At 67.9% G+C, this 13,878-nt stretch carries 10 protein-coding genes and 1 pseudogene; 3 read left to right on the top strand and 8 right to left on the bottom strand.

Translation table 11 applies throughout. The features are described from left to right. Window positions 1–429, bottom strand: a pseudogene (locus tag FJV41_RS23365) (ornithine cyclodeaminase family protein); the annotation flags it as partial. Between the two features lie 185 nt (window positions 430–614). On the opposite strand from FJV41_RS23365, the gene FJV41_RS23370 reads away from it, so the two are divergent. Next, window positions 615–1,646 carry a hypothetical protein gene (locus FJV41_RS23370; protein ID WP_141644747.1) on the top strand — a complete coding sequence of 344 codons (1,032 nt, stop codon included), beginning with the start codon at window positions 615–617 and terminating at the stop codon, window positions 1,644–1,646. An 84-nt stretch (window positions 1,647–1,730) separates the two neighbouring features. Here FJV41_RS23370 and eno read toward each other — a convergent pair whose 3' ends face one another. The 5 genes from eno to FJV41_RS23395 all read right to left on the bottom strand — a co-directional run bounded on the left by eno (window position 1,731) and on the right by FJV41_RS23395 (window position 9,698). Beyond that, window positions 1,731–3,014, bottom strand: coding sequence for a phosphopyruvate hydratase (eno, locus tag FJV41_RS23375; RefSeq protein WP_141644748.1), 1,284 nt, complete (start codon window positions 3,012–3,014; stop codon window positions 1,731–1,733). A 72-nt stretch (window positions 3,015–3,086) separates the two neighbouring features. Then, on the bottom strand, window positions 3,087–4,274 hold the full coding sequence (locus tag FJV41_RS23380) for a DUF3322 domain-containing protein (RefSeq protein WP_141644749.1): 1,188 nt from the start codon (window positions 4,272–4,274) through the stop codon (window positions 3,087–3,089). After that, window positions 4,271–7,654, bottom strand: coding sequence for an ATP-binding protein (locus tag FJV41_RS23385; RefSeq protein WP_141644750.1), 3,384 nt, complete (start codon window positions 7,652–7,654; stop codon window positions 4,271–4,273). Before FJV41_RS23385 ends, FJV41_RS23380 begins: the two co-directional genes overlap by 4 nt. Beyond that, window positions 7,651–8,265: a DUF4194 domain-containing protein gene (locus FJV41_RS23390; protein ID WP_141644751.1), complete on the bottom strand. Its 615-nt coding sequence runs from the start codon at window positions 8,263–8,265 to the stop codon at window positions 7,651–7,653. The genes FJV41_RS23385 and FJV41_RS23390 overlap by 4 nt, the downstream gene beginning before the upstream one ends. Then, on the bottom strand, window positions 8,262–9,698 hold the full coding sequence (locus tag FJV41_RS23395; RefSeq protein ID WP_141644752.1) for a DUF3375 domain-containing protein: 1,437 nt from the start codon (window positions 9,696–9,698) through the stop codon (window positions 8,262–8,264). The genes FJV41_RS23390 and FJV41_RS23395 overlap by 4 nt, the downstream gene beginning before the upstream one ends. Before the next feature lie 962 nt (window positions 9,699–10,660). On the opposite strand from FJV41_RS23395, the gene FJV41_RS23405 reads away from it, so the two are divergent. Then, the gene (locus FJV41_RS23405; RefSeq protein ID WP_141644753.1) at window positions 10,661–11,578 is read left to right on the top strand and encodes a sulfotransferase domain-containing protein; all 918 of its coding nucleotides are present in this window, start codon (window positions 10,661–10,663) and stop codon (window positions 11,576–11,578) included. 38 nt (window positions 11,579–11,616) lie between these two features. On the opposite strand, the gene FJV41_RS52455 is transcribed toward FJV41_RS23405, so the two are convergent. Further along, window positions 11,617–11,757, bottom strand: coding sequence for a hypothetical protein (locus FJV41_RS52455; RefSeq protein ID WP_174486087.1), 141 nt, complete (start codon window positions 11,755–11,757; stop codon window positions 11,617–11,619). Between the two features lie 287 nt (window positions 11,758–12,044). Here FJV41_RS52455 and FJV41_RS23410 point away from each other — a divergent pair, with 287 nt between their 5' ends. Next, window positions 12,045–13,061 carry an endonuclease/exonuclease/phosphatase family protein gene (locus tag FJV41_RS23410; protein ID WP_141644754.1) on the top strand — a complete coding sequence of 339 codons (1,017 nt, stop codon included), beginning with the start codon at window positions 12,045–12,047 and terminating at the stop codon, window positions 13,059–13,061. A gap of 9 nt (window positions 13,062–13,070) precedes the next feature. Here FJV41_RS23410 and FJV41_RS23415 read toward each other — a convergent pair whose 3' ends face one another. Beyond that, window positions 13,071–13,607: a YceI family protein gene (locus FJV41_RS23415; protein ID WP_141644755.1), complete on the bottom strand. Its 537-nt coding sequence runs from the start codon at window positions 13,605–13,607 to the stop codon at window positions 13,071–13,073. Window positions 13,608–13,878: the final 271 nt, after the last annotated feature.

Raw genomic sequence — 13,878 nt, forward strand, 5'->3', positions numbered from 1 at the left:
CACCAGCCCCACCACCCGGCTCTCCGGATGCGCCAGGTGGCGGCTCGCGATGGCGGACGCCGCCCCCGTGCGCAACGCCGTCGCCAGCACCCCGTCCACCACCGCCCTCAAATGCCCCGTCTCACAGTCATAGACACTGTTCGTCGCGATGATGGTGGGAACCCCATAGCGTCTGGGATTCAACGGATTGTAGCCCACCACTTTGATTGTAATTGTTTCCCCCTGGCGCATCACTGGCATCCATTCCAGCACGCCTGTCCGAGCATTGCGCAGGGTGAAACCGTCGCGCTGCCGCAGCTCCGTCCGGGACGTGTCGAACGCGCGAAAGGCGCCTTCCACCGCCTCGATGACCTGGTCCATCAGGGCATCGATTCCAACCTCCTGCACGAGCCTGCGCAGGTCCGCCTGGGTGACGAGAAGTGTCTTCACGGGCGCTCCCCTCGGGTGGAGATGCGAGCACTCTGCATCAAGCCGTCGGGCCTGTGAAGACAATCAAAACAATCCGACACATCATTACCAGACCAGAAGAATTATCATCCCTGATTGCCCATGACCACACTTGCCGACATTGCATGATTTACAGGCCCTCTGCACAAGCCGTATCATCCGACGCCGTGAGCGCACGGACGGACACCGCGGAGTTGTCGTGGGGTTGGGTTCGCAATCCCCGCTTCGACCTTCTCTTCATCGTGGGAACCGCGGGACTGGGCTGTGTCTTCGCCCTGGCCGCGTTGGCGAAACCCTCGCTATTCCCGCTGCTGCTGACCATCGACGTGTGGCTGCTCGGCTACCACCATGTGGTGTCGACCTTCACGCGGCTGGGCTTCGACGGGGAGAGCCGGCAACAGCACCGTTTCCACATCTGGGTGCTGCCGCTGCTCGTCTTCACGGGGACGTTCACCGTGTACAAGCTCGCGGGCGTCTGGCCGCTGATGAGCATCTACTTCTACTGGCAGGGGTGGCACTACCTGCGGCAGAGCTACGGCGTCAGCCGCATCCTGGACCGGGCCTCGCGCAGGCCGCCCTCGGACAATCCGGCCACGGTGTGGATGCTCTACCTCCTTCCCCTGGCGGGCCTGCTCCACCGCTCCGCGCAGGGCTCCACCACGTTCCTCAAGCTGGACGTGCGAATGCTGCCGGTGCCCCAGGAAGTCGCCTGGGTGGCCGCGGCCAGCGCGCTGGTGGCGGTGGCCGCCTGGGCCACGTTCCAGGTCCGCGCGCTGCGCTCCGGCACCGGCAGCCCCGTGCAGACGCTCTATCTGGCCACGCACGCGGGCATGTTCACGCTGGGCTACTTCGTCATCCCCAGCCTGGAGACGGGCTGGCTGGGCCTCAACGTGTGGCACAACGCGCAGTACATCCTCATCGTCTGGCTGTTCCACAACCGCCGCTTCGGGGACAAGGTGAGTCAGGCCCACCCGTTCCTCTCCACGCTCAGCCAGAGCCGCCGGATGCTCCACTACCTGGTGGTCTGCGTGGGGATTTCCGCGCTGCTCTACACCTTCATCCTCAAGGGACTCGGGTGGATTCCGGCGGCCAGCCTGCTCATCGTCCAGACGCTCAACTTCCACCACTACATCGTCGACAGCCTCATCTGGAAGGTGAGGCAGCCGGCGGTGCGGCGCAACCTGGGGCTCGCGGCGTGAGCCCCGCCGTCACGCGGACCTTCCCCGCCCGTGTGACGGACGGCACGACGGCCGGACGACTCCGCCCGGCCGCCGACGCGCGCCTCAGGCCCCCACGCGCAGCACGGAGCGGCCGCCGTAGCGGGCCTGCTTGCCCAGCTCCTGCTCGATTCGGATGAGCTGGTTGTACTTCGCGGTGCGGTCCGCGCGGGACAGCGAGCCCGTCTTGATTTGACCGCAGTTGGTGGCGACGGCCAGGTCCGCGATGGTGGCGTCCTCCGTCTCACCGGAGCGGTGGGACATCACGGCGGTGTAGCCCGCCTTGTGCGCCATCTCCACGGCGGCCATGACCTCCGACAGCGTGCCAATCTGGTTGACCTTCACCAGGATGGAGTTGGCGATGCCGTTCTTGATGCCGTCGGCCAGCCGCGTCACGTTGGTGACGAACAGGTCATCGCCAACAATCTGGATCTTCTTGCCGATGCGGTCCGTGAGCAGCTTCCAGCCAGCCATGTCGTCCTCGGCCAGCCCGTCCTCGATGGAGACGATGGGGTACTTCGCCGCCAGCCCCTCCAGGTACTTCACGTGCTCTTCGATGGAGCGCTTCTTGCCCTCGCCCTCGTAGTCGTAGACGCCGCCCTTGAAGAACTCGCTGGCGGCACAGTCCAGCGCCAGGGCGATGTCCTCGTTGGGGCGGTAGCCGGCCTTCTCGATGGACTTCATGATGAAGTCGAGCGCCTCTTCGGCGTTCTTGAGGTTCGGCGCGAAGCCGCCCTCGTCGCCCACGTTGGTGCCGTGGCCGGCCTCGGACAGGCCCTTCTTCAGGGTGTGGAAGACCTCGGCGCCCATGCGCACCGCCTCGGAGAGCGACTTGGCTCCCACGGGCATGATCATGAACTCCTGGAAGTCGATGGGGTTGTCCGCGTGCGCGCCGCCGTTGATGATGTTCATCATCGGCACGGGCAGCAGGTTGGCGGAGACGCCCCCCACGTAGCGGTAGAGCGGCAACCCGCGCGCGGCGGCGGCGGCCTTCGCCACGGCCAGCGACACGCCGAGGATGGCATTGGCGCCGAGCTTCTTCTTGTTCGGCGTGCCGTCGAGGGCAATCATCGTCTGGTCGATTTCGAGCTGCGCCTCCGCGTTCATCCCTCGGACCGCGTTGAACAGCTCGTTGTTCACCGCGGAGACGGCCTTCAGCACGCCCTTGCCAAGGTAGCGACTCTTGTCGCCGTCCCTCAGCTCCACGGCCTCGTGCGTGCCCACCGAGGCACCGGAGGGAACCGCGGCGCGACCGCGAATGCCGTTCTCCAGGATGACATCGACTTCGACAGTGGGATTGCCGCGACTGTCGAGAATCTCACGGCCTACGACACCGACGATTGTAGTCATCGCGCCTTCGTAGCGAAGCGGTCCCAGTGCGTCAAGACACGAGTCCCCGAGCGAACCGGGGCATCTCCTGACTCACGCGGACAGTCGGGCCAGGGTGTTCTCCACCCAGCGAAAGCCGATGTGTTCCTGCTCCAGTCGGACGCGCTCGCCCAGCCGCTGATGGCGAAGGTCCTCGTAGAGCGCGGCCTCCGACTCGGTGAGTCGCGACAGTGTGCCCCGGTGAGGCTTGTCCTCCTCCACCCAGTGCGCCGTGTGCGCCAGCAGCACGTCGCGGTCCATCAGCAGGGAATGGACGCGGGGATGGTGCGCGCGCAATCGGTCGAGAATGGCGAAGCCATGCGTGTCGATGTCGCCCCAGTAGTACACGCAGGTCGAGGACAGCCAGGGCAACGCGCCGAGCGGCTCCAGCGCGTATCCCAGGCCGAGGATGACCAGGCTCCGCGGGACACAGGGGAACGCGAGGCCGTTGACGTCATTCTCGGTGATGAACACGCGCTCGACGCGAGGCCGCAGCGCCGCCAGCTCGGAGACCGTCACGGTCAGGTCCGACAACAGGCCTTCGAGATAGAGGGCCGGATCCAGGAAGCGAAAGTGGACGCGGAGTGGCTTCGCGCGCAGGCCGAAACGGGACGCGAAGTCACGCACCGGGAGGCGCTCGCGCACGGACGGCTGCACCTCTTCCTGAAGGTCCATCAGGAGTCCCTGGTGCTTCTCGATGAACTTGGAGTCCACCCCAGGAAGGTCCACCTGTCGCATGTACCGCCCGGAGTGCGGGTGTGTGAGGAACCAGTCCAACGCCACGAGCACCCGCGCCCACGCGTCCTCGCGCTCCAGGAGCACCTGGGGGCGCCGAACCAACCACTCGCGCAGCGACGGGAAGCGAGCAAGCGTCTGGTTCGCCAGCGCGTCGAAGCGCCGGGCCTCGCTCGATTTGCGCAACAACACGAGCGCGCTCTCCCGGGTGGGGACGATGACGCACCGGGGCACCCGGTTCGCTCCGAGCTGGCGGTGGCGCACTTCCGTCCACTCCACGTGCAAACCCGAGCCGCCCTGGGACTCGCCTTCCCACTCACGGACCCACTGGCGGGCCTCGTCGAACCGGGCCGCCAGCTCCGCCCCCTCTGGCCGGCGCAGGCGCAGGGTCAACGGAAAGAGCGCCTCGCCGGAGAGCGGGGCCGAGAGGATGCGGCCCGAGTCCCAGACGCGCCGGACCTGCTCCCGCACGTTCGCCGGAGTGGTCCATGCAAGCGCCCGGCTCATGCGCTCCGGGCCTCTCGCTCGGCGTGGTACTGCTCGATGGTGAGGTTGCGAACCCGGGAGCGGCGGCCCTCCTCGTTGTGGACGTAACCCACGCTGGCCACGTACGGCTCGATGACGCGAATCTTCTGCAGCGGCGTCACGATGAGCAGTTGCAGGTCCAGGCGGCGGAACAGCTCCAGGCCATACGCCGCCGACTCGTCGGAGCCGCGCCCGAAGGCCTCGTCGATGACCACGAAGCGGAACGAGCGCGAGCGCGTCTCGCCCCACTGCAGGCCGAACTGGTAGGCCAGGCTCGCGGCCAGCACCGTGTACGCGAGCTTCTCCTTCTGTCCGCCCGACTTGCCGCCCGAGTCCGCGTAGTGCTCGTGCTCCTGGTCATCCGCGCGCCAGCGCTCCGAGGCGGAGAAGCTGAACCAGTTGCGCACGTCCGTCACCCGCTGCGTCCACTTCGCGTCCGCGTCGGCCTCGCCCACCCGCCCCCGGAAGCGCTCGATGATGCGCTTCACCTCCAGGAACTTCTGCTCGGAGTACGCGTCATCCTCCGAGCCCGTGAGCGTGCCCTCCGTGCAGGCGCGCAGGTCCTGCTGGAACTCGCGGATGTCGGCGTCCACCGTCGGCACCAGCTCCAGGACGATGTAGCGGTCCGGGTTGTAGTCGATGGCCCGCAACGAGCGGTTGATGGTGTCCACCCGCTCGCGGATGCCGTGGCGCTCCCGGTGGAGCTGCGCCTGGAAGTTGGCCACCTCGCGGATGGTGTTCTCGTTCAAGAGGCTCTTGAAGCGCGCCTCGAAGCGCGGCAGGTCGTCCGCGCGCAGCGAGCCGAGCAGCGCCACGTACTCCGCCGCGGCCTCCAGGCTCGCCGCCAGCTCCTGGGTCTCCAGCGGAAACTCGGTGCGATACGCCTGCATCGCGGCGAGGAGGGCATCCCGCACCCGCTCCTGCTTGCGCGCCTCGCTGTCGATGCGCGTCTGGAGCCGCTCGCGCACCTGCCGCTCCCGCTCGTCGCACGCGTCCGCTTCGAGCGCCGCGCCCCCCTGCCCCTCCGCGCAGAGCGTGGCCACGCGCGGGTAGCAGGCCCGGATGGACTCTGACGTTTCCCCCATCGTTCGCTGGCACGCCGTCAGCGTCCGCCGCGTCGCGTCCTCCTTCTCCTCCAGGCGTCCCTGGCGCTTCTCCACGGCCTTCAAGGCCTGCTCGGTCGCCGCCAGCTCCTTCTCGACGGCGTCGAGCTCCCGCTCGAAGCCCCTGAGCACATCGGACTCGCCCTCCAGGGCCTTGAGTCGCTCCTCCCTCCGCTGGATGTCGCTGGCGACCAGACGCCAGTCGAGCTCCCGGAAGGTGTCGAAGACGGCGAGCTGGCCCAGTTGCTCGCCCTGGGTCTGCAGCCGCGCGTGGCGCTGTTCGAGCGCCTCCCACCGCGCGGTGGCCGCCTGGATTCTCGCTTCCAAGGCGCGGGACTCCGACTCCAGCGCCTGACGCTTGGTGTCGTTCGTCCAGCCCAGCACCCACTGCGAGCGGTCGTCGATGCGGCGCCGGTCGTCCTTCAAGTGCCGCTCCCCGCCCGACTTCACCTGTCCCGAACGAGAGAGCGCCTGACGTGAGCGAACGAACTGCTCCGTCGTGTCGCAGCAGGTGTAGTCGAACTGCCGGGCGAGCTGCCCCTCCAACCACGGCGCCATGCTGGAGCCCGGCTTGAGGGCGAGCTTGTGCGGAAGGGACTCGGGCCGTGACGGTGGCACCCGCGTCAGGCCCTCTTCCCGGACGCGGTAGTAGACGAGCCGCTCGTTCAGATGGGTGCGGTCCACCCACTGACTGACCCGCGCGTAGTCGGAGTCGGGCACCAGCAGGGACACGCCCAGCGAGTACAGCACGCGCTCGATGGCGCCCGTCCAGTCGCGCGCCTCGTCGCGGATTCGCAGCAGCTCTCCGGCGAACGGGAGCACGTCCTCGGACAGCTGGAGGTCCGCGCACAGCCGGGCCCGGAGGTGGAGGAAGCGCGCCGGGATGTTGGAGCGCTGACGACGCAGCGCCTCCAGCTCCACGGCCACGGCCACGTGCGCCTTCTTCATGTCACGCAGGTCCATGACGACCTCCGTGCGGGTGTTCTGCACCTCCGCCAGCTCGCTCGCGGTCGCCTCGCGCTGGAGCTGGACCGAGCGTGCATTGGAGAGGAAGACCTCCAGCTCCGTCGCGGCTGGCAGGCCCACGGCCTGGGCCATCCGCGAGTAGCGGTCCGCCTTCCGCAGGCGCTCGTCCCGCTCATGTCTGCGCTGCACCAGCTCCGCCTTCTCCGTCTCCAGGCGGTCTCCCCCGTTGGCGGAGATGGACTGACGCAGCCTGTCCCGGTCCGCCCCGTGCCGCTCGCGCTGCTCCCGCACCTGCTCCGCCTGGAGGCGCACCTGCTCACGCTCCGCCTCCAGGCTGGCCAGGCGCGCCTCGAACAGTCGCGCCTTCTGCTCGGAGAACCAGGGCCGCAGGGCGTCGCGGCAGCTTCGCAGCGCGTCGAGCTCCGTGGACAGGGCGGTGAAGCGCTCATGGTCCGCCACCAGCGGCTCCAGTCGGCTCACCTGCCGCTTCGCCTTGAGGACCGCTTCGTGCGCGCGGTGGAGGTCATCGAAGTGGCCCATGAGCGCCGCGAGCCGCGTCTCCACGTCGAAGGGAGGCAGCATGTGCTGGCGCACGAAGTCCGTCAGGTTGCCCACGGACTTCATCGACACCGTCTGGAGGAACAGGTCCAACGCCTGCTCGTTCTCCAGCCCGAAGCGTCGCCGGAAGGCCGCCTGATACGGTGGGAACGTCTCATGGACTTCGCGCGAGAGGTCCTTGAGGCGCTTCTTCAGCGCGTTCAGGTCCGAGCCGCAGCGTGAGAAGTGCTCGGTGATGGAGAGCTTCCCATCCGCGACCACGTACAGCCGCGCGGGCTGGCCCTCCGGCTCGCGCATCCACATGACCTGGGCGAGCGTGACGTCCTGGCCATAACCCTCGTTGTGGAAGTGGGCGAGCAGCACCGAGTACGTCGGCGCGTCACGGAGGAAGACGGGCCTGGCGCCCTGCCCTCCCTCACCGCGCTCGGACTTGTACTGGCCTCGCACATAGGAGCGCAGTGAGCGCTCCCGGGCCTCCGCGCCCGCCGCCTTGTTGTAGGCGAGCTTCTGGGGCGGCACGAACAGCGTCACCAGGCCGTCCACCAGCGTCGACTTGCCCGAGCCGATATCCCCGGTGAGCAGCCCGCTCTCGCCCTGGAGCTCCAGGTGCCACACGCGGTCGTGGAAGGTGCCCCAGTTGTAGACCTCGAACCGGCGCAGTCGAAATCCCGCGCGCTCGTTGGGCGCGCCGACATCCAACAGGTCCGCCTGCGTGAGAGGACGTACCGTGCTCATTCCACACCTCCAGGTTGTTTCTCGACGAGCTGGTCGCGGTAGGCCGCGAGCCGCTGCTCGAAGTCCTCCAGCCACTGCGCATCGACGAATGCCTTCAGGATGCGGCGGACCTCGAAGGTGTCCTCCTCCCCCAGCCTTCGGAGGAACCCCATCTCCAGCGCCCGCTCAATGTCCTGATTCACGCGCTCCACCCACCGGACCTCGTTGGTGCCATCCGGGAGGAACAGCCTCACCAGCTCTTGCAGCTCATGGCGCCGGAGCACCAACCGCCCACCCCCCGCCGCGGCGTCCGCATCCGCGAGCTTCTTGCGCAGCAGCGCGAGCAACAGGCTCAGGCCATACCCCAGCTGCCTGCGCGCGATGAGCCGAGGCAGCTCGGATGCGCCCTCCCCCTCCGAGCGCTGTCGCAAGAACGCGTGGCCCTCCGACTCGTCGAGCATCAACCGCATGCCCAGCACGGACACCTGGTCCCGCACGCGGGCCTGCAGTTGGAGCAGGGACTGCCACAGCGCGGAGTTGTCCTCGCGGTAGACAACACCTTTCAAGAGGGAGACCACGACGAGTGACAGGGCATCGGGACCTTCAGAGGGACGCGGAGCGGGGGTCGTCATCGGAGGAAGAGCACCAGGGGAAGGGTGGCGCGGCGCGGGTGGCCGCTCGCGTCGGTCCAGAAGAGTTCTTGCGTACGGGCCTCATCGACCGAGGAGCGCCTGTCCTCGGAGGCAAGGCTCAGGTAGACGACCAGCTCCGCGAGGCCGTGTTGCAAGGGGTGCTCCCGCACCAGCTCCGCCAGGGAGATCTGCTCGCGTGACTGGAGGGCCTCGCGGACGTGCGTCTTCAACCGCGCCTTGTCGATGAACGCGAGGTTGAAGAGGGCCTCGGAGGGCACGTCCTCGGTCGCCTCCAGCACCTCCTCGTCCGCCATCCGGGTGCGCGCGGGCGGTGAGTACATGGGACGCTCCAGCGGAAGCTCGAGCGTGGGTGCCAGCTCGTCGAGCGACATGAGGGGCACGGTGGGAGGACGCGTGCGCACGGCGAGGGCGTGTTTCTCAATGCCGCGCAGCACCTGGAGGATGCGGCGGTTCTCCAACCAGACGCGGTCATCCAGGAAGCGGCGGAGCTGACCGGACAGCCTCGCCACGGTGCGCTGGGTGTGCTCGCCCGCCTCCAGCCAGTCGAAGTGGATTCGCGGCAGGCGCGAGTCCGGCTGGAGCGACTGAATCGCGGGGTGCGCCAGGACGCGCTCCAGGTTCCGGGTGAGCGCCTCTTTGCGCTCGGGGGACATGAGGAAGTCCCAGAAGGCTCGGAAGCTTCGCCCCTGGTCGGAGCCATTGATGGCGTCTCGTTCGCCCAGCACCGTCTCCAGGAGGTCGCCGCGCGTTCCCTCCCACGTCGCGATGCGCTCACGCACGCGCCGGTCCAGCGCATGGAAGCCGTCTTCCAGCGCGCGGAAGTCGGACAGCAGCCCGCGCGCGGTGTCGGACATCTGCTGGAAGCGGTCCTTGAGAGCGGACTCATCCATCAGGTCCAGGTGGCCGGCGCGTACGCGGGTGATCTCCGCCTCCACTTCGGCCTTGCGGCGCTCCAGCTCCACGAGCCGGGCCTCGGGGTCGGGCTCGGTGCCCTCGGTCATCTCCTGGAGGAGATGGAAGACGGTGAGCAATCGGGACTCGGTGCCCACGAAGGGTTGCTCGGTGAGCTGGCTCAACCAGCGGATGGCGCGCTCCGCTGCGGGCGTCAGGTCGAAGTGCGGTTCATCCGTGTCGGGCGGATAGAACTTGCGCAGCCAGCCCGCGCTGTCGGCAGCCCACTCGTCGAGATACGCGCCAGCACTTCGAGGAAACGCGGCCTCCCCGCGCCGCTCCCGGAGGGCGTGCAGATGGTCTTCGAGGCGCAGCACCAGTTCCCGTTGGGGTGTGGCGCGGGCGTTGGATTCGACGAAGACGCGGTGGAGGAAGCTGACGATGAGGGAGGCGTGGTCCGCGACGAGCAGCCGCCATGCGGGATGCTTCAGTCGCAGGGTTTCGAGCGTCGCGAAGTCCATGAAGTATCACCCTTACACCGCGCCTCTGACATGCCCGGGTGACCCCACGGGGCGGTTGTGTTGATGAAGATGGGTGTCGTGCCTGGTTGGTTGCCCACCCGCGAGGGACCTCGCCCAGCACGGGCCCCCATGGCCCGATCCACCCGGACGTTGGGCAACAGCAGGCGAGAGGTGGCCACCGGCTCCGCGCCCGCGTGGGCGACCAGGCACACGGAGGTCTCCAGCATGTCGAAGCGGCTCACCGCAACAGGAGCGACGCGCCAGACCGCGAGGACGGCGCTCCTTCTTCAAAGACAGTCCAACGGGTCAGCAGCGCGTCAACCAGCTCCCACCGGGTGGTCGCGACTCGACAGGTCAGTGACAACATGGGACCTCTCACGACGTATGGGTCCAGGCACGGCGTGGCCGGCCCACTTCCCATTCGTCGCGAAGCGCCAAAGCGCGGCGAGGCCGCCACCGCCCTGTCCTCCTGGGCAACCCGGCGGGAAGTAAAGAGCTGCGCCGTGCTGGGTCTTCGGGTGAAATGACGTCATCCGCTCGACATCCGCCAAGGAACTCGGCGCAATGCAGGGACTGGAGTCTCCAAGATGCCCCTCATGAAGACACTGACGCTGGCAGGTTGGGTGCTGGGCGCGCTGCTGTGGAGCGCCTGTGGTTCCGACGATGACGACGAAGGGGCGTGCGTGCAGGTGACCGTCTTCGCCCGGTCCGCGACGGGGAACTGTTCCGCCTACCCGTCGACCTGCGACGTTCCCGCCGGCTACGTCGAGTGCTGCGGGGGGGTTCTCGGCGGCTGCGTCGCCTCCGGACCTGATGCGCGGTGCGTCGACGACCCCACGGACTCCTGCTCCCCTAACACTGGAGGTGCGGATTGCCCTGGCGTCTGCGACTAGATTACTGAAAATTTCCGATTCCCTGGACGCCTCCGCGAGCCACGCCAATCCTGCATTGGTTGTGTCGACGTGATTGTGCATAGTGCGTCGTTCATGTTGTCACCGGCTCATTCCGTGCCGCGCAGTCGCCCCTGGCTGCGCTCCCTGCTGCGTCAATCCATTATCGGACTCACGTGGCTGTCAGGGCGGCTGCTGGCGACCGCCGAATGGCTCCGGTGGGTGCGTCTGAGATATGTCTGGCTCAAACCGCGACGCGGAGACATCTACATCGCCACCAGCCCCAAGGCGGGAACGACGTGGATGCAGATGATTGTCTTCCAGCTCATCACGCAAGGCCGGGGCGAGTTCGAGCACATCAATCAGGTGTCACCCTTCCTGGAGCTCCTGCCCCGCGATGCCACCACGGAGCCCCTGCTGGACTCGCTGCCCTCACCGCGCATCCTGAAGTCGCACCTGCCCTTCCAGCAGCTCAAGCCGCCCAGGCACAGCCGCATCATCTATGTCACGCGCAACGCGGCGGACTCGCTGGGCTCGCTCTACCACCACCACTGTCTGATGGAGGCCGCGCCCCTGCCCTTCGAGGGCTACTTCCGGGTGATCATGGACGTGGAGGACCCGTGGCTCGGGCACCTCGAGTCCTGGTGGCCGCACCGGAAGGACGCCAACGTCCTGCACGTGCGCTACGAGGACTTGATTGAGAACCTGGAGGCGGGCGTCAGGCGCGTGGCCGCGTTCTGCGAGCTGCCCATCGACGAGTCGCGGCTGGGCGACATCCTGGAGCGGTGCGGCATCGCGTACATGAAGCAGCACAACGAGCGGTTCGACATGCGCGGGCCGCAAGCGGCGCTCCAGGGCCGAGGCACCTTCATCCACCAGGGTGGCGTGGGCCAGGGCCGCGCGAAGCTGAGCGAGGAGCAGCGCGCGGAGCTGGACACCCGGGTGGTCCGCGCTCGCCAGCGGCTGGGCATGGTGGCCACGGAGCCGTAGGGCCAAACGCTCGCCCGGCCGCACCCGGAGCGCTGGGGCTACACGTCCGGCTTGGACGAGTCCTTCCCCTTCTGCTTGTCGTTCTTCCAGCCCCAACTGGAGCTCCACATCCCGGGCCCCGTGAAGAGCACCGTGACGAGCGTCATCACTGCGGCGCCAATGAGAATCTCCCAGAACATGTCCACGCCTCCAGCCACAGAGTCAGCACCATCCGTACACGCCCAGCATCCCTGATGAAGGCGTAACCTGCGACACATCCCAGGGGGAGTGTCACCTCGCCCACCCGTCGCGAGCACCCTACCGCCCGCTCCCTCGGGGACCCGACGAGAGGTCGCCCTTGAGACAATGACGGGTGGCGTCAACGGCGCGCGGCAACCTAGCAGCTCATGCCCCGAGTGCAATCGAGGACGGAGACACTTCGCCGTCGGGGGCCGGTCCACTTCGCGGTGGTACTGTGCCCGCCCGAATGCCTCTGCTCCCCATCCGTGGCCCGCACCGCTCCGCAGTCATCGGCGCGTGCGTCTCTTCTCTTCGCCGTGCTCCGCTGCTCATGGGCCTGCTGTTCGGCGTCCTCGGCTGTGAGGGGCGGCCTCCTCCGGAGAATCCAGGCCCGGTGAACCCGTGTCCCTCCGGCACCTGTGGCGGCGGCCAGGTCGTCCGGCCCGAGGGGAGCGTGCGCATCGCGGCGTTCAACGTTCATCGCCTCTTCGACACCGTCTGCGACTCAGGGAAGTGCGGCGGCTCCGAGTATGAAGCCCTGCCCACGCCGGGCGTCTTCGATGCCCAGGTGGGTCGGCTGGCGAGTTCCCTCACCACGCTTGACGCCGACATCGTGCTGCTCTCGGAGGTGGAGACCCAGGTGGGGCTCGACGCGCTCCAGGCGCGGCTGCCGGAGTTTCCTCACGCCGTGCTGGGCGAGACGGGTGGGACGGCCTCCGTGGACGTGGCGGTGCTGTCCGCCTTCCCCATCACCTCGGTGGGAAGCCATCGGGACCGCGTCCTGACGCGACCGGATGGCTCGACGACGCGCTTCTCGCGCGAGCTGCTGGAGGTGCACCTGGACGTGAACGGCAAGGAGGTCATCGTCTTCGCCGCGCACTTCCGCTCGAAGGTGGATGACGACCCGGGCCGTCGCTACGCGGAGGCGGACACCACGCGGACCATCGTCGCTCAGGCCGCCGCGCGCGCGCCGAAGGCGCTGGTGGTGATGGGCGGCGACCTCAACGACGTGCCCGGCTCCGCGCCCATCACCGCCATGGAGCGCGATGGACAGCTGCTGCGCGTGGCGAAGGACCGGCCGGACGACCAGACCTGGACCTATGTCTATTCCGGGCAGAAGCAGGCCATCGACCACCTGTTCGTCGCGAACGCGGCGGGCGGCACCTATGTGCCGGGCTCGTTCCGCGCGGCGCGGGAAGGAGGCGGCGGGTTTGGCGGCTCGGACCACTCCGCCGTGCTGGCCGACTTCCTTCCCTCGCCTTGAGCCGCGTCTTCAGCTCGCGGCGGGCAAGGCCTGGATGTCCAGTTCGATGTCCACCTTCTCGCCGACGAGCCACCCTCCGTTGTCGAGCGTCTTGTTCCAGCGGATGCCGTAGTCGGAGCGGTTGATGGTGCCCTTGGCCGTGTAGATGAGGCGCGTGCTGCCCCACGGGTCCTTCGACGTGGCCGTGTGGCGAGCCTCGAATACGACGGGCTTCGTCACGTTGCGGATGGTCAGCTCGCCGAGGAGCCGGAAGCCCGAGCCTCCGGTGGGCTCCAGGTTCGTGCTGCGGAAGGTGAGCCTGGGCGCGGCTTCCGCGTCGAGGAAGTCGGGCGAGCGCAGGTGCGTGTCGCGGTCCGGCGCGCCCGTGTAGATGCTGGCCGTCTCCGCGCTCACTTCGACCTCGCCCTGGGTCGGCCGCTCGGCGTCCACGCGCAGCACGCCGGAGACGCGCTCGAAGCGGCCGTGCACGCGCGCCACCACCATGTGGCGGGCGATGAACAGGACAGAGGAATGGGATGAATCAATGTTCCAGGAGGTCACGGGCATGAGGGGGGCTCGTTGGGTGAGGAGTCGAGGGGGAGCGTCGCGAGCGGGTCACCGCGGACAGAGTCATCCTAGAGAAAGAACGCACCCCTGGTGGCCTATTCGAGTGACGCTTCAAACATTGCGACGCGAAGTGAATGCCTACCCGACGTGGCGCGCGCGCAGGCGAGCGTGGACGATGTCAGACATTGCGCGAGCCCCCGTCGGGGTGTCGCCGTAAAACAAACAAGGCCCGTACACTCGGACGCCTTGGCGCTTTTTCCCCAGCCTCCGA

Origin of the sequence: Myxococcus llanfairpwllgwyngyllgogerychwyrndrobwllllantysiliogogogochensis, assembly GCF_006636215.1 — a bacterium.
Classification (GTDB): Bacteria; Myxococcota; Myxococcia; order Myxococcales; family Myxococcaceae; genus Myxococcus; species Myxococcus llanfairpwllgwyngyllgogerychwyrndrobwllllantysiliogogogochensis.

What these genes read in the sequence shown, in the direction of transcription:
- eno (WP_141644748.1), bottom strand. Translation starts at nt 3,014, where the DNA reads ATGACTACAATCGTCGGTGTCGTAGGCCGTGAGATTCTCGACAGTCGC.
- FJV41_RS23380 (WP_141644749.1), bottom strand. Translation starts at nt 4,274, where the DNA reads ATGAGCCGGGCGCTTGCATGGACCACTCCGGCGAACGTGCGGGAGCAG.
- FJV41_RS23385 (WP_141644750.1), bottom strand. Translation starts at nt 7,654, where the DNA reads ATGAGCACGGTACGTCCTCTCACGCAGGCGGACCTGTTGGATGTCGGC.
- FJV41_RS23390 (WP_141644751.1), bottom strand. Translation starts at nt 8,265, where the DNA reads ATGACGACCCCCGCTCCGCGTCCCTCTGAAGGTCCCGATGCCCTGTCA.
- FJV41_RS23395 (WP_141644752.1), bottom strand. Translation starts at nt 9,698, where the DNA reads ATGGACTTCGCGACGCTCGAAACCCTGCGACTGAAGCATCCCGCATGG.
- FJV41_RS52455 (WP_174486087.1), bottom strand. Translation starts at nt 11,757, where the DNA reads ATGTTCTGGGAGATTCTCATTGGCGCCGCAGTGATGACGCTCGTCACG.
- FJV41_RS23410 (WP_141644754.1), top strand. Translation starts at nt 12,045, where the DNA reads ATGCCTCTGCTCCCCATCCGTGGCCCGCACCGCTCCGCAGTCATCGGC.
- FJV41_RS23415 (WP_141644755.1), bottom strand. Translation starts at nt 13,607, where the DNA reads ATGCCCGTGACCTCCTGGAACATTGATTCATCCCATTCCTCTGTCCTG.